Source organism: Bradyrhizobium sp. LB13.1, from assembly GCF_054056815.1.
Map to the genome: position 1 here is coordinate 6,645,706 of NZ_JBSRYQ010000001.1, position 19,185 is coordinate 6,664,890.

Annotated in this window: 14 protein-coding genes and 2 pseudogenes; 8 read left to right on the plus strand and 8 right to left on the minus strand. The window is 64.0% G+C overall.

Going from position 1 to position 19,185, the window contains the following annotated elements:
- Position 1: 1 nt before the first annotated feature.
- Positions 2-1,075 (plus strand): hypothetical protein, encoded by a 1,074-nt coding sequence (locus tag ACVWYI_RS32165; RefSeq protein WP_456664174.1) that lies wholly within the window; start codon positions 2-4, stop codon positions 1,073-1,075.
- A 256-nt stretch (positions 1,076-1,331) separates the two neighbouring features.
- On the opposite strand, the gene ACVWYI_RS32170 is transcribed toward ACVWYI_RS32165, so the two are convergent.
- Positions 1,332-2,138: an ABC transporter substrate-binding protein gene (locus ACVWYI_RS32170; RefSeq protein WP_456664175.1), complete on the minus strand. Its 807-nt coding sequence runs from the start codon at positions 2,136-2,138 to the stop codon at positions 1,332-1,334.
- Between the two features lie 261 nt (positions 2,139-2,399).
- Between ACVWYI_RS32170 and ACVWYI_RS32175 the strand changes: the two genes are divergently transcribed.
- Together ACVWYI_RS32175 and ACVWYI_RS32180 are read left to right on the plus strand one after the other, a co-directional pair.
- Complete coding sequence (locus ACVWYI_RS32175; protein WP_456664176.1) at positions 2,400-3,584, plus strand: efflux RND transporter periplasmic adaptor subunit; 1,185 nt, start codon at positions 2,400-2,402, stop codon at positions 3,582-3,584.
- A gap of 27 nt (positions 3,585-3,611) precedes the next feature.
- Positions 3,612-6,771: pseudogene (locus ACVWYI_RS32180) on the plus strand (efflux RND transporter permease subunit).
- Here the strand turns inward: ACVWYI_RS32180 and ACVWYI_RS32185 are convergent.
- Both ACVWYI_RS32185 and ACVWYI_RS32190 read right to left on the minus strand, forming a co-directional pair.
- The gene (locus ACVWYI_RS32185) at positions 6,768-9,002 is read right to left on the minus strand and encodes a cation:proton antiporter domain-containing protein (protein WP_456664177.1); all 2,235 of its coding nucleotides are present in this window, start codon (positions 9,000-9,002) and stop codon (positions 6,768-6,770) included. The pseudogene ACVWYI_RS32180 and the gene ACVWYI_RS32185 sit on opposite strands and share 4 nt — an antisense overlap.
- A gap of 558 nt (positions 9,003-9,560) precedes the next feature.
- Positions 9,561-10,733 (minus strand): MFS transporter, encoded by a 1,173-nt coding sequence (locus ACVWYI_RS32190; RefSeq protein WP_247347861.1) that lies wholly within the window; start codon positions 10,731-10,733, stop codon positions 9,561-9,563.
- A 59-nt stretch (positions 10,734-10,792) separates the two neighbouring features.
- Here ACVWYI_RS32190 and ACVWYI_RS32195 point away from each other — a divergent pair, with 59 nt between their 5' ends.
- Together ACVWYI_RS32195 and ACVWYI_RS32200 are read left to right on the plus strand one after the other, a co-directional pair.
- The gene (locus ACVWYI_RS32195) at positions 10,793-11,593 is read left to right on the plus strand and encodes an AraC family transcriptional regulator (RefSeq protein ID WP_456664178.1); all 801 of its coding nucleotides are present in this window, start codon (positions 10,793-10,795) and stop codon (positions 11,591-11,593) included.
- Between the two features lie 95 nt (positions 11,594-11,688).
- Positions 11,689-13,041 (plus strand): malonyl-CoA decarboxylase, encoded by a 1,353-nt coding sequence (locus ACVWYI_RS32200; protein ID WP_456664179.1) that lies wholly within the window; start codon positions 11,689-11,691, stop codon positions 13,039-13,041.
- Between the two features lie 179 nt (positions 13,042-13,220).
- Here ACVWYI_RS32200 and tarD read toward each other — a convergent pair whose 3' ends face one another.
- From tarD to ACVWYI_RS32225, 5 genes and pseudogenes are all read right to left on the minus strand, one after another.
- A complete protein-coding gene (tarD, locus tag ACVWYI_RS32205) occupies positions 13,221-14,390 on the minus strand; it encodes a D(-)-tartrate dehydratase (RefSeq protein WP_456648751.1) in 1,170 nt (389 codons plus the stop codon).
- A gap of 125 nt (positions 14,391-14,515) precedes the next feature.
- A complete protein-coding gene (locus tag ACVWYI_RS32210; RefSeq protein WP_247442757.1) occupies positions 14,516-14,773 on the minus strand; it encodes a DUF3297 family protein in 258 nt (85 codons plus the stop codon).
- Positions 14,770-15,246: a glutathione peroxidase gene (locus ACVWYI_RS32215; protein WP_456648750.1), complete on the minus strand. Its 477-nt coding sequence runs from the start codon at positions 15,244-15,246 to the stop codon at positions 14,770-14,772. Before ACVWYI_RS32215 ends, ACVWYI_RS32210 begins: the two co-directional genes overlap by 4 nt.
- Before the next feature lie 2 nt (positions 15,247-15,248).
- A pseudogene (locus ACVWYI_RS32220) lies at positions 15,249-16,650 on the minus strand (amidase family protein).
- 108 nt (positions 16,651-16,758) lie between these two features.
- Entirely contained in the window at positions 16,759-17,016 is a 258-nt protein-coding gene (locus ACVWYI_RS32225) for a DUF6894 family protein (RefSeq protein ID WP_247339247.1), read from the minus strand.
- A 249-nt stretch (positions 17,017-17,265) separates the two neighbouring features.
- Between ACVWYI_RS32225 and pqqA the strand changes: the two genes are divergently transcribed.
- The 3 genes from pqqA to pqqC all read left to right on the plus strand — a co-directional run bounded on the left by pqqA (position 17,266) and on the right by pqqC (position 19,181).
- A complete protein-coding gene (gene pqqA, locus ACVWYI_RS32230) occupies positions 17,266-17,346 on the plus strand; it encodes a pyrroloquinoline quinone precursor peptide PqqA (RefSeq protein WP_007595659.1) in 81 nt (26 codons plus the stop codon).
- A gap of 117 nt (positions 17,347-17,463) precedes the next feature.
- On the plus strand, positions 17,464-18,393 hold the full coding sequence (gene pqqB, locus ACVWYI_RS32235) for a pyrroloquinoline quinone biosynthesis protein PqqB (protein WP_456664180.1): 930 nt from the start codon (positions 17,464-17,466) through the stop codon (positions 18,391-18,393).
- Between the two features lie 20 nt (positions 18,394-18,413).
- Positions 18,414-19,181, plus strand: a complete 768-nt coding sequence (pqqC, locus tag ACVWYI_RS32240) for a pyrroloquinoline-quinone synthase PqqC (protein WP_456664598.1) — start codon at positions 18,414-18,416, stop codon at positions 19,179-19,181.
- Positions 19,182-19,185 lie beyond the last annotated feature (4 nt).

A 19,185-nucleotide genomic window follows, 5' to 3' on the forward strand; every position in this document is an offset into this window, starting at 1 on the left:
CATGCCTGCACGACGTCAACTCCTCGCAATCATCGCGGCGCTTGGGCTGGCCCTTACGACGTTCGTCCCGAGCCAGGCGCAAACGCTCACGGCAAGACAATCGGAGGCGGCTGCGACCTACGAGCGTGCGCTCGGCGATTTCAAGGCAATTCTGGCCGAGCGCCGCCGCCAGATCGACGCAAAGGAACCGCTGCCGAACCTGCCCGGCCAAGCCATCTATCTTGCGCGGGTCGCCGTCATCAGTGCTTACAAGGATCTCACCGATGCTATACCGTCGAAGATCGGAAGGCCCAACAAGTTCGAGATACCGCCGGCCTATTTCGACGCCGACATCGAACCGCTGATCGACGAATATTCAAAACTGTTCGACATCATGGAAGCGCCGCCGGCCGGCGCGCAGAACTCGGCCACGCCGTTCAACGACGTGGTCGATCTCGCTGCCGCGATCGCGCGGGCCAAGGGGCTGGCGCCGATTCACGCCGAAGTAGCGGGCCGGATCAGCCTCGGGCTGTTCTTTGCCGAGACCAACGGCAAGCAGAACGTCCGCAACGGGCGCTCCAACACCTATATGGGCAGCTTCCAGACCGGCCCGTCCGAGGACCGCAACGGCCGCAGGAAATGGGAAGCCATCAAGGCAGAGATCGCCGCAAGCGATCCCGAGCTGAGCGCGCGCGACGACAAGGAAGAGGCGCGCGCCCGCGACACCGATCATCGCTTCAATCACTGGACCAACGTGCGCGACGGCCTGATGAACGCACATGCGGATGTTTTCCGGGATATCCCGGGAATCGTGAAGACGCTGCCCGACCCGATTGACCAGATGAAGCTGTTCGAGCTGATCCAGATCGTTCCCACGCCGACCCGGTCGGCGCTCAAGTCCGGCGATCTCCTGAACTACAGGGTGTCCAGTCCGACGATCATGAAGCACCTGCGCAACAACAGCATTTTTGCTTTTGGACAGGCCGACCGCGCGCGAACCTCAGCAAGCTTCCGGGAAATCCTTGGCGCGATGTGGCTGTTCAAGCGGAAATTCGAGAAGGCGATGGCAAAATACGCGGAGATCAAGCCGCGTTAGTTCTCCGGCTTGCAGGGCGATTACATATAAGGCGATTACATATAAAACGAGCGTGGCGGATAGCTCGCCTGCGGTCCATCCTTCGATACGCCCGCCTACGGCGAGCCCTCAGGATGAGGTCGCGTTTTACCGCGCGATACTAGACCCTCATGATGACGAGCCCGCCGAAGCGGGCGTCTCGAGCCATGCAGGCCGAGCACGTTCGGCGGTCCTCCTAGCTATTCATGTCCGATCGCGTTGGCCTGCTCCGCACGCCCTACTCGGTGCGGATCGGCGAGTCCTTCAGGCCGTTATTGTCATAGGCCTTGCGAAGCGTGCCGTTCGTCGTCGCTTCCGTCATGAACTTGGTGACGAAAGCCAGTGCCTGGCTGTGGCCGAGCGGCACGGCGACGGCGGTGACCGTCTTCTTGAAGGTCTCGTCCAGCACCTTCGTGCCCGGGATCTTCTGCGCCATCTTGTTGAGCTGGTCGCGCGACAACGCGAAGGCGTCGATCTCGCCGCTGCTGAGGAGGCCGAAGATCTCGTCATAGGTCTGGTAGCCCGTGACTTTCGCGTTCTTCAGATGCGCGACCGCGCCGCGCATGGTGGTCGTGGCGTTGACGGCCGCAACCTTGATGCCCACCTGGTCGAGCGTGGCGAAATTGGTGACGCTTGACCTTGCCTTGACGATGTAGGTGGCGTCGGCGACCTCGTAGATCGGACCGAACATCATCCTGGTCTCACGCTCGGGGTCTTTGGGTAACCAGGTGACGTCCCAAGCACCTTTTTCAAGCGTGCCTTTCGACGCCGCATCGGTGATCTGGCCGGAATTCTGGTGCACGACATATTCGACGGGCACGCCGAGCTGGGCGGCCATCTCCTTGCCGAGATCGACCGGCACGCCGGCATAGCCGGCTTCGGTCTTGGTGGACCAGAACGCGCCGCCCGCCGGGCTGATCGCGATTGCGACGCGGAGCTTGCCGCTCGGTGCGATGTCGTCCTTCAGACCATCGGCTAGCGCGGGCATGGCAACCGCCGCTGCGAGAACGAGGCCGGCAAGGGCCGACTGAAGATACGTGGGCATGTCATGATCTCCTGACCTTTTCTTCTTCTCTTGTTCTTCCCGACCGCCTCGCGTGCCACCGTTCGGCCATTGACATAATTCTGGTCGATCGTGCGGGCGATGAAAAGCGGTTTGTCATGGCAAAACTGCCGAAGGTCACAGCGCGGTTTGCGGTGCAAGGCCCATGACTGCCACCTGATGACTGCCATGGCTATGGTGTTTCACGGCCGGGCATTTGTTGGTAGCCTTTCGCCCCGACAGACAGTAACCGGGGGCCACCGAATGACCTGCGCGAATCCCTCACGGCGCAACGGAGCGTGGAGACATGCCGGGCGGGCCCTGGCCGCGGCGATGGCCATGGCCGCGCTCACCGGCTGCGAGGACAAGAATACGTTCGTCGCGCCGCCGCCGCCCAAGGTGGACGTCGCCGCGCCCGTGCAGCGCGCGGTCACGCGCTATGTCGAGGCCACCGGCAACACCGCGCCGATCAAGAATGTCGATCTCGTCGCGCGGGTGCAGGGATTCCTGCAATCGATAGACTACCAGGACGGCACCTTCGTCAAACAGGGCACCCAGTTGTTCACGATCGAGCCCGAGACCTACAAGCTCAAGCTCGATCAGGCGCAGGCGGCCGAGGCCGGCGCGCAGGCGTCGCTCCGGCAGGCGGAAGCCGACTACAAGCGACAGAGCGATCTGGTGCAGCGGCAAGCGGTCTCGCAAGCGACGTTGGACAACTCGACCTCGAACCGCGACAACGCGCAGGCCAACCTCCAGCAGGCCCAGGCCAACACCCGCCTCGCCGAAGTCAACTACGGCTACACGAAGGTGAGCGCACCGTTCGACGGCGTCGTCAGCGCGCATATGGTCTCGATCGGCGAGCTCGTCGGGGTTTCCTCCCCGACCCAACTCGCCTCCATCGTGGCGATGGACCCGATCTATGTGAACTTCACCGTCAACGAGCAGGACGTGTTGCGCATCCGTGCCGAGGCCGCCCGCCGCGGGCTGACCGCCGCCGACATGAAGCAATTTCCAATTCACGTCGGCTTGCAAACCGAGGCCGGCTATCCGCACGAGGGCAAGCTCGACTACGTCGCGCCGACCATCAACCAGTCGACCGGCACGCTCGCGGTGCGCGGTCTCGTGCCCAACGACAAGCGGGTGCTGCTGCCCGGCTATTTCGTGCGCGTTCGCGTGCCCTTCACCCAGGAGAAGGACGCCCTGCTCGTTCCCGATACCGCGCTCGGCAGCGACCAGGGCGGCCGCTATCTCCTCGTCGTCAGCGGCGACAACATCGTCGAGCAACGCAAGGTGCAGATCGGTCCCGTCGAGAACGGCCTGCGCGTGATCGAAAGCGGCTTGAAGCCTGATGACCGCGTGGTGATCGCGGGGCTATTGCGCGTGATCCCGGGCCAGAAGATCGACCCGCAAATGACGAAGATCGAGCAGCCGCAGGCGTCCGCCAAGTAAGATTCGCCAAGTGAGGGGCCGCCAGTCATGATCTCAAAATTCTTCATCGAGCGGCCGGTCCTCTCGAACGTCATCGCGCTGCTGATGATCCTGATCGGCGGCGTCGCGCTGTTCAATCTCGCGATCGCGCAATATCCCGATGTGGTGCCCCCGACGGTGCAGGTCACCACGCGCTATCCAGGCGCCAGCGCCAAGACCGTGATCGACACCGTGGCGCTGCCGATCGAGCAGCAGGTCAACGGCGTCGAGGACATGCTCTACATGCAGTCCTACAGCGGCTCCGATGGCACCTATACGCTGACGGTGACGTTCAAGATCGGCACCGACCTCAACTTCGCGCAGGTGCTGGTGCAGAACCGGGTCTCCAGCGCGCTGTCGCAACTGCCCCAGTCGGTGCAGAACCAGGGCGTCACCGTGCAGAAGCGATCGACGTCGATCCTGCTGTTCGTGACGCTGACCTCGCCGGACAAGACCTTCGACAGCCTCTATCTGAGCAACTACGCCACCATCAATCTCCGCGACGAGCTCTCGCGCCTGCCCGGTGTCGGCAACGTCACCGTGTTCGGCGCCGGCCAGTATTCGATGCGGGTGTGGCTCGATCCGAACAAGCTGCAAGTCCGTGGCCTGGTGCCGCAGGACGTCATCCAGGCGATCCAGCAGCAGAGCCAGCAGGTCTCGGCCGGCCAGGTCGGCGCGCCGCCGACGCCACCGGGACAGGCGTTCCAGTACACGCTCAACGTCAACGGCAGGCTCGACGACACCACCGAGTTCGAGAACATCATCGTCAAATCAGGCACCAGCGGCGACGTCACCCGGGTGCGCGACGTCGGCTCGGTCGAATTGGGCGCGCAGACCTACAGCCAGATCTTCTCGCTGAACAAGCAGCCGGCCACCGGCATCGGCGTGTTCCAGTCGCCCGGCGCCAACGCGCTCCAGGTCGAGCAGGCGGTCGAAAAGAAGATGGCGGAACTCGCCAAGGCTTTCCCGCAGGGCATGAAGTACGACACGCCGTTCGACACCACCAAATTCGTGCAGGCCTCGGTGCACGAGGTCTACATGACGCTGATCGAGGCCGGCCTCCTGGTGCTGGTCGTGATCCTGGTGTTCCTGCAGGACTGGCGCGCGATGCTGGTGCCGGCGACCACGGTGCCTGTCACCATCATCGGCGCGTTCGCCGCGATGGCGGCGCTCGGCTTCACCATCAACATGTCGACCTTGTTCGCGATCGTGCTTGCGATCGGTATCGTCGTCGACGACGCCATCGTCGTGGTGGAAGGCGCGGCGCACAACATCGAGCAGGGCATGAACGGCCACGACGCCGCGATCAAGGCGATGGACCAGCTGTTCGCGCCGATCGTCGGCATCACCCTGGTGCTGATCTCGGTGTTCTTGCCGGCCTCGTTCCTCGCGGGCCTCACGGGCCGCATCTATTCGCAATTCGCACTGGTGATCGCGGCAACGGCGCTTTTGTCCGCCATCAACGCGGCAACGCTGAAGCCGACGCAGTGTGCGCTCTGGCTGCGGCCGACGGTGCCGCCGGAGAAGCGCAACTTCTTCTATCGCGGCTTCAACAATGTCTATGACCGCGTCGAGCGGGGCTACACAAGGCTGATCAGCTTCCTGTGCGGGCATGCCACGGTCTCGGTCGCATTCGCGCTGGTGCTGATCGGAATCGGCGGCTACGGCCTGTCCCGAGTACCGACCGGCTTTCTGCCGATCGAGGACCAGGGCTATCTGATCGCCGCCGTGCAACTGCCCGACGGCGCTGCGCTGGAGCGGACCCAGAAGGCGCTCGACAGAGCGAGCGAGCTGATCAAGGACACGCCTGGAGTCCAGCAGGTCATCACCATCGCCGGTATCTCCGCGCTCGACAACAGCGCCAGCCTTGCCAATGCCGGCGTCGCCTACATCATCCTGAAGGACTGGGGGGCGCGCAAAGGTCCGGGCGAGGATCTGCGCTCGCTGGTCTACGGACTGAACGACAAGCTCGCGGTCATCATGGAGGCGCGCACGCTGGTGCTGCCGCCGCCGCCGATCCAGGGCATCGGCAACGCGGCCGGCTTCTCGATGCAAGTCGAGCTGCGCGACGGCAACAGCGATTTCGGCAAGCTCCAGGCCATCACGAGCGCGATGGTCAGTAGCGGCCAGAGCCAGAGCGCGCTGCAGCGCGTCCAGTCGTCGTTCCGCTCCTCGGTGCCGCAATTCAACGTCGAGATCGACCGCATCAAGACCCAGACGCTGCACGTCACGACGGACCAGGTGTTCGCGGCGCTGTCGACCTATCTCGGCTCGTCCTATGTCAACCAGTTCAACAAGTTCGGCCGCGTGTTCCAGGTCTATACACAGGCCGATCCTGCGTTCCCGCCTCACCGAGCGCGACATCGCCAACTTGCAGGTGCGCAACTCGAACGGCGATATGATCCCGATCGGCACCGTCGCCACGATCACGCCGGCCACCGGTCCCTCGCTGATCAGCCTCTACAATCTCTATCCCTCCTCGACCGTCATCGGCCTGCCGGCGCAGGGCTACTCCTCGGGCCAGTCGCTGAAGCTGATGGAGGAGATCGCGGACAAGACGCTGCCGCCGGGCACCGGTTACGAATGGACCGCGATGTCCTATCAGGAGAAGGCTGTCTCCAACCAGATCTACTGGGTGTTCGGGCTCGCCATGCTGCTGGTCTATCTCGTCCTCGCCGGCCAATACGAGAGCTGGTACGCGCCGATCTCGGTGATCCTCGCGGTGCCTCTGTCGCTGATCGGGCCCATGCTGATCCTCAATGGCCTGAAGATCGACAACAATCTCTACTGCCAGATCGGCCTGATCCTCCTGATCGCGCTGTCGGCCAAGAACGCCATCCTGATCGTCGAGGTCGGGCTGGAGCTGCACGGCCGCGACGGCAAGCCGGTGCTGGAATCCGCCATCGAAGCTGCGCGCGCCCGCTTTCGTCCGATCCTGATGACGTCGTTCGCCTTCATCCTCGGCGTCGTGCCGCTGGTGATCGCGACCGGCGCCGGCGCCAGCGCGCGCAAGTCGATCGGCATCACGGTGTTCTCGGGCATGCTGGCCTCGACATGCCTTGCGGTGCTGTTCGTGCCGGCCTTCTTCGTGGTGGTGCAACGCTTCGAGAACTGGCGCGCGTCAAAAAAGGCGACGAGGGCTGCGGCGGCGGCCGAGGTGAAGTCCTAGGCTTTCTCGGTGGAGGTCTGCCGCGCCTCGCCGCTTGACACCAGCAGCACCGAGACCTTCGCCTGCCTGAGCACGGCGTCGGCGACGCCACCGAAGGAGAGATGGTCGCCCTGGATGCGGTCGACGCCCATCACCACGAGATCGACATCGGTGGTCTCGATCTCGCGCAGGATCGCCGCCTCCGGCGCCCGGTTCACGCGCAAGGTCGTGGTGATGTCGACCTCATAACGGGCAGCGAGATCGCTGGCGTCCTTCAGGATGCCGGCCTCCTGGCTCAGACCACGAGAGGCGCCGCGCTGCGCGCCCTTGTCGCGCGTCGTCGCGACATAGATCACGCGGAGCGAGCCTGATCCCGCCGCCTGCGTCAACGCCACCGCGATCTCGGCACCGCGTTTGGAGACGCCGCTGCCGGAGACCGGAACGAGGATATTGAGCGCGTCGGGCATCGGCTGCTTCAGGTGCTTTCCCTTCGCCGCCAGGATTGCGAGCGGTCCTTCGAACTTCGCTGCGATGTCCTCAACTTCGCGATCGAAGCGATCCTTGGCGGCAGTGACCTTGTCGACGCCGATGACCAGAAGATCGAAGCCCTTCTTCGCCTCATCTCCGATTGCCTCGCCGAGCCCCGACTTGCGGACACGCGTCGTGACGTCGACGTTGCCGGCATCGCCATGCGCCGACACGGTCTCGGCGGCCTTCTTCACCACCACTTCCGGGCTTTCTTCCTCGCCGCTCCCCTTCTCCCGCTCCTTGGCGCGCTTGCCGATGTGCAGCACGGTGATCGGCAGGCCACGCATCCCGGCGATCAGGCCGGCAATGTGGGCGGCGAAGGTGGCATTGACGCTTTCGTCCACTGCCAGCAACGGACGTTCGAGATTGGCGACGAAGCCGCGCTTCTCGAACTCTTCCCGCTCCAGGCGCTCTTGCTCCTCCTTGTTCATCGGCAGCTTTGCCAGCGTCGCGCGCAGCATCGGCGGCATCGCCATCGTGGTCACGATCGCCATCGTGACGATCATCGTGAACAGGTTCTGGCTGAGCACGCCGATCGAAAGACCGATGGTGGCGATGATCACCTCGGTCGAGCCGCGCGCGTTCATCCCGCTCGCGAGCGCCAGCGACTCCCTTGTGTTCAGCCCGCCCAAGGTGCCGCCGACGAAGGCGCCGCCGAACTTGCCGACACTGGCGATCACGACCAGCAGCCCGGTCAGCATCAGGAGATTGGGATCGCGCAGCACCGTGAGGTCGGCGCTCAAGCCGGCCAGGCCGAAGAATACCGGCATGAAGAAGCTCGAGATCAATCCGCGCAGGCGCTCGTCGATCTGCCTCGTCAGGATCGGGGACTCTCCGACCAGAATGCCGGCGACGAAGGCGCCGAGCACCGTGTGGACGCCGATCAGGTGCGTGATCAGCGCCATCACGCTCATCAGCAGCAGGATCACCGTGACGACGGGCGCGGTGCTGACGAGATTGTCGTTGGCCCAGCGGATGAGCTGAGACACAAGCTTGCGGCCGATGGTGAAGCTGATGGCGAGGAAGGCCAGCGTGCCCAGCACGGCTTTCGCCACCGAGGCGATATCCAGCGTGCCGTGCGAGGCGAGGCTGAAGATGACGGCGATGATGACCCAGCCGATGGTGTCGTCGATGACGGCGGTCGCGACGATGATCTGGCCGACATTGCGGCGCATGAAATTCATTTCGCGCACGACCACGGCGACGATCTTCACCGAGGAGATCGACAGCGCCGTGCCCATGAACAGCGACGCAACCAGGCGGGCTTGCGGGTTCGGCAGCAATGCATCGGGCAGGAACTCGCCGAGCGCAAAACCGCAGGCGAAGGGCACGAGGATGCCGGCGATCGAGATCGCGATCGCGGCCTTGCCGACCTTCCTGACCAGCTTGAGGTCGGTCTCCATGCCGGTCAGCAGTAGCAGCAGGAGGATCCCGAACTGGGCGATGCCGTCGATCATCGCTTTCTGCTCGGGCGTTTTGGGGAAGATCGCGTGCTGCGCGTCAGGCCAGATCCAGCCGAACAGCGACGGGCCGAGCAGGATGCCGGCGAGCAATTCGCCGATCACCGAGGGCTGGCCGATGCGCTGCATGGTCTCGCCGAGACCGCGGCCGACCGCGATCAAGAGCACGATCTGCGCAACCAGCAGGAATTCGGACGGACCGGCCGATTTTGCCGCCCTCGGCAGCGGCCGCAATGGTGGTGAGGACAAGAGCCGCGGGGACAAGGCCGACCGGTCGGAGCAGGCTCCAATGCATGCAGGTGTCTTCCCCCTTCATTTGCCCCGGCAAGGTGCCGGACGGGGGATAGAACCCGCGGGAGGCGGAGCGGGTTCCCGTCGCTTGCGGCGAGTTCGGGGGCAACAACAAAAAACGCGAAAACAACCCCATGCACAGTAGAGATGGGGTTGAAAAGGCTGAAGAAATTTCGTCTTTGCCGAAACCACTTGCTCTGTCGGGCAAAACACCGGCACAATGGCATCATCGGGTGGCATGCGCGGGCTGCCTCCTCATCCCCTTCATTGCGAGCGAAGCGGCGAAGCGAAGCAATCCAGGGTCCCTCCGCGGGAGGATTCTGGATTGCTTCGTCGCAAGGGCTCCTCGCAATGACGAGAGAGTCCCGGCCTTACGCCGCACTCGTGCCCCGGACGCGGCGCAGCGCCACTCCGGCGGTGCGCCGCAGAGCCGGGGCCCATGCCACATGGGAATTCGCAGCCTCTGGGTCCCGGCTCTGCGCCGCAACGCTCGCGCGTTGCAGCTTGTCCGGGACACGAGAGCGTTCCCCCTCACACCGCCTGCGGCGTCCTGATTTCGCGCGGCAGGATGATCGCCGCTGCGATCGCGAGCAGGCAGAGCGCGGCGAAGGCGTGCAGCATGGTGACGAAGCCGCCCTGCTCGTAGAGCCACGCGACCAGGCCGACGGAGGCGCCGGCTGCAGTGAAGCCGATGAAATACCGCACGGCATAGGCGCGCGAGCGCCATTCCTCGCTGGTGTACTTGCCGACCATGGCGTCGTTGACCGTGACCTGTCCGAACGCGCCCATGACGATGCCGATCGAGACCAGGATCAGCGGCAGATTGGACAGGCTTGCGGCCAGATACAGGAACGGCGCCAGCATGAAGGACAGCGGCAGCGCCACCGTCTTCAGCGAATAGCGGTCGAGCAGCCGGCCGATCGTGTACTGCGTCATCGCGCCGAACACGTAGACGCAGGCGGCGATGACGCCAAGCAACGCCGGGCTTTTGGTGAGATCGGCAAGCCGCTCCGCAAACAGTTTTGGCAGCGCGACGGTGACGGCATTGAACGTGGTGGAAATTGCGATCACCACGATCAGCAGCGACAGGATCACGCGCCACATGTCCTGCTTGGCCACGCGGGCCTGCGCCGCGGCCTGCTTCGAGCCCTTGCGGTCCTCGTGCACGACCATCATCGCAAACGCGATGCCGATCATGATCGTCACGACGCCCGGGACGATGAAGGCCAAACGCCAGCCGAGATATTGGCCGATCACGCCGGTGACCAGCGCCGACGAGGCAACGCCGAGATTGCCCCAGACGCCGTTCAATCCCATTTCGCGGCCGAGCTTGTCCGCGTAAGACACGATCATCGCGGTACCGACGGGATGATAGATCGAGGCGAAAATGCCGATGGTGAACAGCGCCGCGCCGAGCTGCGCCGGGGTCTGCACGAAGCCGACCGAGATCATGGAAAGACCGATGCCGACGAAGAAGATCAGCATCATGTGGCGGCGGCTCCAGCGGTCGCCGAGCCAGCCGGTGAGCAGCGAGCCCGCACCGAAGGCGACGAAGCCCGGCGTCGCGTAGGGCAGGAGTTCCGAATACGCCATGCCGAGCGCCGGTCCCATGATGATCACGGCGGCGGCGAAGATCAGCATCGCATAATGGTCGATGAAATGGCCGGCGTTGACGAAACTGATCACCCGGCTGGGGCTGTTCATGGGAATCCTCTCCTGCTCCGAAATGAGTTATATGTCAGGCGCATTACGGGATGCTGCCAATGACTGTCGTCGAAACGCCAATCCTCCGGGAGGTCCGGGGCAACCACCGCTCGACCGCCGGGGTGCACCTGGTTGCGCGCGACTATCCCAAGGGCATGCGGATCGATCCGCATATGCACCGCGAGGCGCAGCTGATCTATGCGACCAAGGGCACCATGCAGGTGACGACGCCCGGGGGGCGCTGGCTGGTGCCGCCGGACCGCGCGGTCTGGGTCCCCGCGAGGCTCGAGCACGCCATCGACCTGCTCGCCGACATCGAGATGCGCACGCTGTATTTCGACCTGTCCTGGCTGAAGCGCGAGCAGCGCCATGAGGGACTGACCAAGGAATTCGTGGTGCGGGTGTCGCCGCTGCTGAATCAGGCGATCCTCGCGCTGTTCGACGTCCGCAATACCGAGGAGCGGACCGATCTGCTGGTTCGCCTGGTGATGCTGGAATTGGTCCAGGCCGAGGATTCCGCGACCTTCGTGCCGCTTCCGCACGAGCCGCGCTGCCGGCGCGCGGCCATGATCGTGCTCGATGATCCGACCGGCCTGCACGACATCGACACGCTGGCGCGCGAGGTCGGAACCTCCGCGCGCACGCTGTCGCGGCTGTTCTCGACGCAGACGCAGCTGAGCTTCAAGAGCTGGTGCCAGCGCGCAAGAATTGCGGCAGCGATCCAGCTTCTGTCGACGGATGCCAGCGTGTCGGTGAAGCAGCTCGCGACCCAGCTCGGCTATGCCAGCGTGCCTGCGTTTTCGGCGGCGTTCCGCCAGGTGACGGGGCGGACGCCGACGAAATTTGCGGGAAAGGCATGACAAGCATGCCTCATTCCTGCGCTTGATTGTGATCGGCTTCCACCTAAATCCCGTGTAAGCTTCCCGCACCGCACAAACCTGACACGAAAGCTCAGATGGCAAACGCCTTCTTCTCCGACCTGCTCACCACCATCTCCGAGCGTGGCCGCACGCTGCTTCGTCGCGGGGATTCTGCTGACACCACGCAGGATGCCGACGGGCTGATCGAGCTCTGCGGTGCGCTGCTGTCGGGCCGGGGCGAAGCTTCGGGCACTGCCATGGCGCGTGAGGTGCTCGACACCTACCAGGAGTTGGATGAGACGGGACGCCGCACCTTCTTCGAAGCACTGGTGCGTGATTTCGGCCCGGATCGGGAACGCCTGTCCAAGGCGATCGAGACATGGCGTGCCAAGCCGGCCGACGAGGATGCCAGCGCCCTTCACTTCGCCTCCGAGCCGCGCCGGCAGGAGCTGATCCGCCGCCTCAACCGCGCGCCCGGCGGCACCGGCGATCTCGTCAACATGCGCGCCGATCTGCTCGGTATGATGAACGGACATACCGATCTCGCCGCGCTCGATCGCGACGTCTCGCATCTTCTCTCTTCGTGGTTCAACAGGGGGTTTCTCGTGCTGCGCAGGATCGACTGGTCGACCCCGGCCAACATCCTCGAAAAGATCATTCGTTACGAGGCCGTGCACGAGATCAGCGACTGGGACGATCTGCGCCGCCGCATCGATCCGGTCGACCGCCGCTGCTACGCCTTCTTCCATCCCGCAATGGTCGACGAGCCGCTGATCTTCGTCGAGGTCGCGCTGACCGAGACCATCCCCGGCGCGATCGCGCCGCTGCTCGCGGTCGATCGCACATCCGTCCCGATCGAGCGCGCGCGCACCGCCGTGTTCTACTCGATTTCCAACACCCAGCGCGGTCTCGGCGGCATCTCCTTCGGCAGCTTCCTGATCAAGCAGGTGGTGGAGGAGCTGCGCCGGGAAACGCCGAAGCTCGACAATTTCGTGACGCTGTCGCCGGTGCCGGGCTTCATGCCATGGGTGAAGCAGGACAAGGATTTGCCGCTGTCGGACGAGGACCGCGAAGTGCTGAAGCGTCTCGATGATTCCAAATGGTTCGAGAACCCCGAGACGACAACGCTGCTGCGTGGCGTGATCGAACCGCTCGCGGCGTATTACTTCCTCAAGGCGCGCACGCCTAAGGGCAAGCTGATCGACTCCGTCGCGCGCTTCCATCTCGGCAACGGCGCCCGCCTCGAGCGCATCAACTGGCTCGGCGATCTCTCGCCGAAGGGCGTGCGGGAGTCGGCCGGCGTGATGGTCAACTACCTCTACCGCCTCGACGACATCGAGAAGAACCACGAAGCCTACGCCAATGACGGCGTGGTCGTGGCCTCGAGCGCGGTGAAGAAACTGCTGAGGGGCGAAGGACGAAGGCTGCTGGATATGCGGCTGTCGTAGGCAGCGACGGCTCGCGCCATATCGTCATGGCCAGCGCAGCGCCATCATCGCGAGGAGCTCTTGCGACGAAGCAACCCAGGCTGCCACCCGCGAAAGATTCTGGATTGCTTCGCTACGCTCGCAATGACGGAGAAGAGGCTACATCTCGCAATGACGGAGTGTGCGGCCCCGGCGCCAGGCTACTCCGCCAGCGCCTTCATTTCCTTGTAGAGGTCCGACTTGCCTTCGAAGCCGATGCCCGGCAGGTCGGGCATGGTGATGTGGCCGTTCTCGACGCGGACGCCGTCGGGGAAGCCGCCATAGGGCTGGAACAGGTCGGGATAGCTCTCGTTGCCGCCGAGGCCTAAGCCGGCTGCGATGTTGAGCGACATCTGGTGGCCGCCGTGGGGGATGCAGCGGCTTGGCGACCAGCCGTGGGTCTTCAGGACTTCCAGCGTGCGCTGGTATTCGCACAGGCCGTAGGACAGCGCGCAGTCGAATTGCAGCCAGTCGCGATCGGGCCGCATGCCGCCGTAGCGGATCAGATTGCGGGCGTCCTGGTGGCTGAACAGGTTTTCGCCCGTTGCCATCGGCCCCGGATAGAATTCGGCGAGCGCAGCCTGCAGTGCGTAGTCGAGGGGATCGCCGACCTCCTCGTACCAGAACAGCGGATAATCGCGCAGCATCTTGGCGTAGGCGATCCCGGTCTCTAGATCGAAGCGGCCGTTGGCGTCCACCGCAAGCTGCGCGTCCTTGCCGATTTCCTTCAATACCGCCTCGATACGCGTGCGATCGTCCTCGATTCCCGCGCCGCCGATCTTCATCTTCACGACGTTGTAGCCGCGATCGAGATAGCCGCGCATCTCGCCGCGCAGCATCGAGAGGTCCTTGCCGGGATAGTAGTAGCCGCCGGCGGCGTAGACGAACACGCGCGGATTGGCTTTGACGCCATGACGCTCGGCCAGCAGGCGGAACAACGGTTGGCCTGCGATCTTCGCCACCGCATCCCACACCGCCATGTCGATGGTGCCGACCGCGACCGAACGCTCGCCATGACCGCCCGGCTTCTCGTTGGTCATCATTGCGCCCCAGACCTTGTCGGGGTCGAGATTGTCGCCGGCCGCATTCAGCAGCGATTTCGGATCGGCCTCGAGGATGCGCGAGGCAAAGCGCTCGCGGATCAGGCCGCCCTGCCCGTAGCGGCCGTTGGAATTGAAGCCGTAGCCGACGACGCGCTTGCCGTCGCGCACCACGTCGGTGACGACGGCAACCAGGCTCGTCGTCATCTTGGTGAAATCGATATAGGCGTTGCGGATCGGCGAAGAGATTGGTTTCGTGATCTCGCGAACGTCGACGATGCTGACGGACATGGGGGACCTTTTACTTTCGTCATTGCGAGGAGCGAAGCGACGAAGCAATCCAGGTTGTCACTGCGGAAAGATTCTGGATTGCTTCGCTTCGCTCGCAATGACGAGTGGAGAGAGCACCGCGAGTTCTATTTCTTATCCCTGAAATACGGCTCGACCGGGCCGTGCACCTTGATGGTCAGCGGGTTGCCGTGGCGGTCCTTGGCGTTCCCTGCGGTGACGCGGACCCAGCCTTCGCTGATGCAGTATTCCTCGACATTGGTCTTCTCGACGCCCTTGAAGCGGATACCGACGTCGCGCGCCAGGATGTCCGCGTTGTAATGGGGGCTGTTCGGATTGACCGAGAGGCGGTCCGGAAATTCGTCGCTCATGATTGTCTCGCTCATAACAGGATCTCGATTTGCTGCCGCAATCCTTCGGGCCGCGCGGTCGGCGCATAGCGCGAAACCACCTTGCCGGCGCGATCGACCAGGAATTTTGTGAAATTCCATTTGATGGAGGCGCCCAACAGTCCGGATTGCTGGCGTTTCAGGTACTCATACAAGGGATGCGCATGGGCGCCGTTGACGTCGATCTTCTCGAACAGCGGGAAGGTGACGTCGTAATGGGTCGAGCAGAACGCCTGGATCTCACTCGCCGGCCCCGGCTCCTGCGCGCCGAACTGGTTGCAGGGAAAGCCGAGCACCGAAAAACCGCGCGGCGAGAGCTCGCGATGAATATCCTCCAGCCCGCGATATTGCGGCGTGAAGCCGCATTTGCTCGCAGTGTTGACGATCAGGAGCACCTGCCCTTCGAAACGTTTCAGGGCGACTTCATCGCCCGCAAGCGAATTGGCCTTGAAGTCGTAGATCGCAGACATCGCTAACCCACGGGGTCGATCGGCGACGGCGGCACGCCGCCCGCCTCGATCGCCTCGCCTGCAAGCAGACAAAGATCCTCGCGATAACGGCCGGACACGATGTGCACGCCGACCGGCGCCTTGCCGACGAGACCGGTGGAGACCGCGAGGCCCGGCAATCCCATGAAGGGAATCGCGATCTGCGGCAGTTGCGCTTCCCAGACGCGATTGAAGGACTCGTCGTCCTTGCGGTCGAGATGATCCGGGAACGGCAGCTCGCCCGACACCGGGGTCAGCAGCACGGCATATGTCTCGAAGAACAGCATCCACTCGCGGGTCAGCGCGGCGCGGCGGGTCAACGCCTTGGCGTAGTTCGCCTGGTCCATCGGCGTGACCTTGGCGCGGTTGCCGCGGAGGCACGCCAGCGCGCCGGGGTCGCCCTCACGCTCGGCCATCTCGAGCTGCGCCTCGTAGCCGTCGCCGAGCCAGAGTTTTGTCTGCCACTCCACCGCTTCGCGCATCGGCGGGGTGTTCTCGATCATTTCGACGGTCCAGCCGGCGCGTTCCAGCCGCTTGCCTGAATCGATGACGGCCGCCTTCACCTCGGGAGCCGTCGCAAGCCCGTCAGGGTTGAGGCAGAGCGCGGCGCGCTTCGGCCGCGCGGGACCGTCCAGCGGCGCTGGCACAAACCAGGGGTCGCGGATGTCGCGGGCCGACATCGCGGGCGAGCGAAATTCTGAGATCGTTGACGGTGCGCGCCAGTGGTCCCGACACAGCCATGATCTGCGGCCCGATCGGACGCTCGGGCAGCGCCGGGTTGAAGGCGGGAATGCGGCCCAGGGTCGGGCGCAGGCCGTGCACGCCGCAGGCATAGGCGGGATAGCGGATCGAGCCGGCAATGTCGGTGCCGTGGGCGATATGGCCGATGCCGGCCGCGACCGCCGAACCGGCGCCGCCGGACGAGCCGCCCGGCGTCAGCGAGGCGTCGCGCGGGTTCTTGGTGTCGCCATGGACCAGATTGGTGGTGAACCAGCGATAGGAGAAGGCCGGGCAATTGGTCCGCCCAAGGAGAATGGCGCCCGCTTTGCGGAAATTGGCGACCACCGGGTTGTCCTCGCGCGCGATCAGGTCGCGCTGGAGTTTCAGGCCGTTGGTGGTGGCAAAGCCCTCCTGGTCGACATTGGCCTTGATGGTGACGGGCACGCCGGCCAGCACGCCGGGGTCTTCCCCCCTGGCAATGGCGGCATCGACGGCATCAGCCTGCCTGAGCACGTCCTCCGGCCGATGATCGATCACGGCATTGAGGATGGGGTTGACGGCATCGAGCCGGGCGAGGCCGGCCTTGGCGGCTTCCCTGGCGGAAACCTTTTTGGCTTTGACGAGGGTGACGAGGTCGGCGGCGGACAGGCGCCAGAGATCTTGCATGGCTTGCTCCGTATAACCGGGCCCTTTTAGCCCCGGGAACGCGGCAAAGTCATGCAGATTTCGCAGGGATACCTCCGTCATTGCTGTGACGGGGAGAGAGCTGGGGGCTCAATGCCGCGTGGCGGACTGGTCGGGCATGTCGAGGAGCGCCTCGGTGAAGGGGAATTCGAGCACGATCTCGCCTTCGACGTCAGTGACCTCGATGACAGCTTCCATCAGGGCCGGCTGGGTGCCTTCCGATTTCAGGACCTCAAGGATCATTTGGCGGGCGACCTCCCAGGCGCGATCGGGATTGCGCAGGACCTCCCCTTCGGGATCCACGATCAGTTCGTTGCCGATGCGGGTGTTGAAGAAATATTTGGGCATCACCGAGATCCAATTGGGTCGCCTGTACCGGATTGAAAGCTGCACTGCACTCACAACTGCTTTATCAGGACAGCGCTCGCGGCCGAATGCCCCTTGGCGCAAGACTGCCTCATCAAAAGCGGTGTTCCAACCCCGATATTTCGCGCCGCAACATGGCTTTATCGGGAAGATTTCACTAGCGAACTTTTCCGCCCGCACTAACTTAAGGGCTGGGCGGATACGTCCGAATTCGCGAAATGGAGAGCCGAAATGGCCTGGAAAGCACCGAAGATCGTCGAAGTGCCCTGTGGCATGGAAATCAACATGTATGTGAGCGCCACCCGCAAGTAAGCGGCTGGCGATCTGCGTTCAGCGCAGGTGGGTCTCTCGGTCACGGCAGGTTTCCGAACGACGGAAACTGTGTTGGCCTGAGATCCACCTCGCAGCGTTCCTTCCAGGAGACGGATCATGCTTCGCGTCGTCGTCCTGGGCGCCGCAGCCGGCGGCGGAGTGCCGCAGTGGAATTGCGGCTGCGAGGGCTGCCGGGCGGCCCGTGAAAACGGCCAGGAGCTCCAGAGAACCCAGGCCTCGGTCGCCTTCAGCGGCGACGGCGAGCACTGGTTCCTGATCAACGCCTCCCCCGACCTCCGCCAGCAATTGAATGCCACGCCGCAGCTGCATCCGAAGGCAGGCGCGCTGCGCCACACCCCGATCGCAGGCGTGATCCTGACCAACAGCGAAGTGGACGCGGTGGCAGGCCTGCTGTCGATGCGCGAGGGCTCGCCTTTCACGATCTATGCGCATGAGAAGGTGCTGGCGATCCTGAAGGCCAACAGCATCTTCAACGTGCTGAACGAAAAGAACGTGCGGCGCCAGCCGATCGACATCGATGAGCCGTTCGAGCCGCGGCTGCCGGACGGGACGCGCTCAGGACTAGAGCTGCTGCCCTTCGCGGTATCTGGCAAATCGGCCTGGTATCTGGAAGGCAAGGCGCATCCGGGCGGCGAGAGCGGCGACGGCGATACGCTGGGATTGAAGATCACCGACAAATCGACCGGCAAGTGCTTCTACTTCATCGCCGCCTGCGCCGAGGTCACCGACGCGCTCAAGGCCGAGATCGACGGCGCCGCTTTGGTGTTCTTCGACGGCACGGTGTGGCAGGACGACGAGATGATCAGGGCCGGGCTTGGCCATAAGACCGGCAAGAGCATGGGCCATGTCGCGATGTCCGGCGACGACGGCGCCATTGCGCGGCTCGCCGATCTCACACTCGACAGGAAGATATTTCTGCATATCAATAACTCGAATCCGGCGCTGCTGCCCGCATCACCCGAGCGCAAGGCCGCTGAAGCGGCGGGCTGGCAGATACCCGCTGACGGAACGGAGATCGTGCTGTGAATGCCGCGTCACTGATTGGAATGACCTCGCTCTCGATCGGCAAGGACATCAAGCTCAACTCCGCCGAGGAGCTGGAGGCGACGTTGCGCCATATCGGGGCGACGCGCTATCACAGCCTGCATCCGTTCCATAAGCTGCTGCACGGCGGCAAGCTGAACAAGGGCCAGGTGCAGGCCTGGGCGCTCAACCGGTACTATTACCAGAGCACGATCCCGATCAAGGACGCGGTGGTGATCTCGCGCTTCCGCGACCGCGCCACCCGGCTGGAATGGCGCCACCGCATCGAGGACCATGACGGCGATATCGGCTCTGAGGGCGGCATCGAGCGCTGGCTCAAGCTGACCGACGGCCTCGGGCTCGACACGATCTATGTGGAGTCGACCGAAGGCATCCTGCCGGCGACGCGTTTTGCGGTCGAAGCCTATGTCCATTACTGCCGCGAAAAGAGCCCGCTGGAGGCGATCGCCTCCTCGCTCACCGAATTGTTTGCGCCGAACCTGCACGAGGAGCGCATCTCCGGCATGCTGGAGCACTACGACTTCGTCAATCCTGACATCATGAGCTACTTCAAGCGCCGACTGGCGCAGGCGCCGCGGGACGCCGGCTTCGCGCTCGACTATGTCAAGGCGCATGCGAGGACGCCGGAAGAGCGCGCGTCGGTCTGCAATGCGCTGATCTTCAAGACCAATGTGCTATGGGTGCAGCTCGATGCGCTCCAACACGCCTATGTCGAGGGCCACATTCCGCCGGGCGCGTTCGTGCCCCAAGAACACCAAAAGGCGAGCTGAGGGA

Bases quoted from the DNA above. Each gene is read 5' to 3' on its own strand.
- ACVWYI_RS32190 (WP_247347861.1), bottom strand. From the start codon at position 10,733: ATGAACAGCCCCAGCCGGGTGATCAGTTTCGTCAACGCCGGCCATTTC.
- tarD (WP_456648751.1), bottom strand. From the start codon at position 14,390: ATGTCCGTCAGCATCGTCGACGTTCGCGAGATCACGAAACCAATCTCT.
- ACVWYI_RS32195 (WP_456664178.1), top strand. From the start codon at position 10,793: ATGACTGTCGTCGAAACGCCAATCCTCCGGGAGGTCCGGGGCAACCAC.
- ACVWYI_RS32210 (WP_247442757.1), bottom strand. From the start codon at position 14,773: ATGAGCGAGACAATCATGAGCGACGAATTTCCGGACCGCCTCTCGGTC.
- ACVWYI_RS32165 (WP_456664174.1), top strand. From the start codon at position 2: ATGCCTGCACGACGTCAACTCCTCGCAATCATCGCGGCGCTTGGGCTG.
- pqqB (WP_456664180.1), top strand. From the start codon at position 17,464: ATGCTTCGCGTCGTCGTCCTGGGCGCCGCAGCCGGCGGCGGAGTGCCG.
- ACVWYI_RS32200 (WP_456664179.1), top strand. From the start codon at position 11,689: ATGGCAAACGCCTTCTTCTCCGACCTGCTCACCACCATCTCCGAGCGT.
- ACVWYI_RS32215 (WP_456648750.1), bottom strand. From the start codon at position 15,246: ATGTCTGCGATCTACGACTTCAAGGCCAATTCGCTTGCGGGCGATGAA.
- ACVWYI_RS32170 (WP_456664175.1), bottom strand. From the start codon at position 2,138: ATGCCCACGTATCTTCAGTCGGCCCTTGCCGGCCTCGTTCTCGCAGCG.
- ACVWYI_RS32225 (WP_247339247.1), bottom strand. From the start codon at position 17,016: ATGCCCAAATATTTCTTCAACACCCGCATCGGCAACGAACTGATCGTG.
- pqqC (WP_456664598.1), top strand. From the start codon at position 18,414: ATGACCTCGCTCTCGATCGGCAAGGACATCAAGCTCAACTCCGCCGAG.
- ACVWYI_RS32175 (WP_456664176.1), top strand. From the start codon at position 2,400: ATGACCTGCGCGAATCCCTCACGGCGCAACGGAGCGTGGAGACATGCC.
- pqqA (WP_007595659.1), top strand. From the start codon at position 17,266: ATGGCCTGGAAAGCACCGAAGATCGTCGAAGTGCCCTGTGGCATGGAA.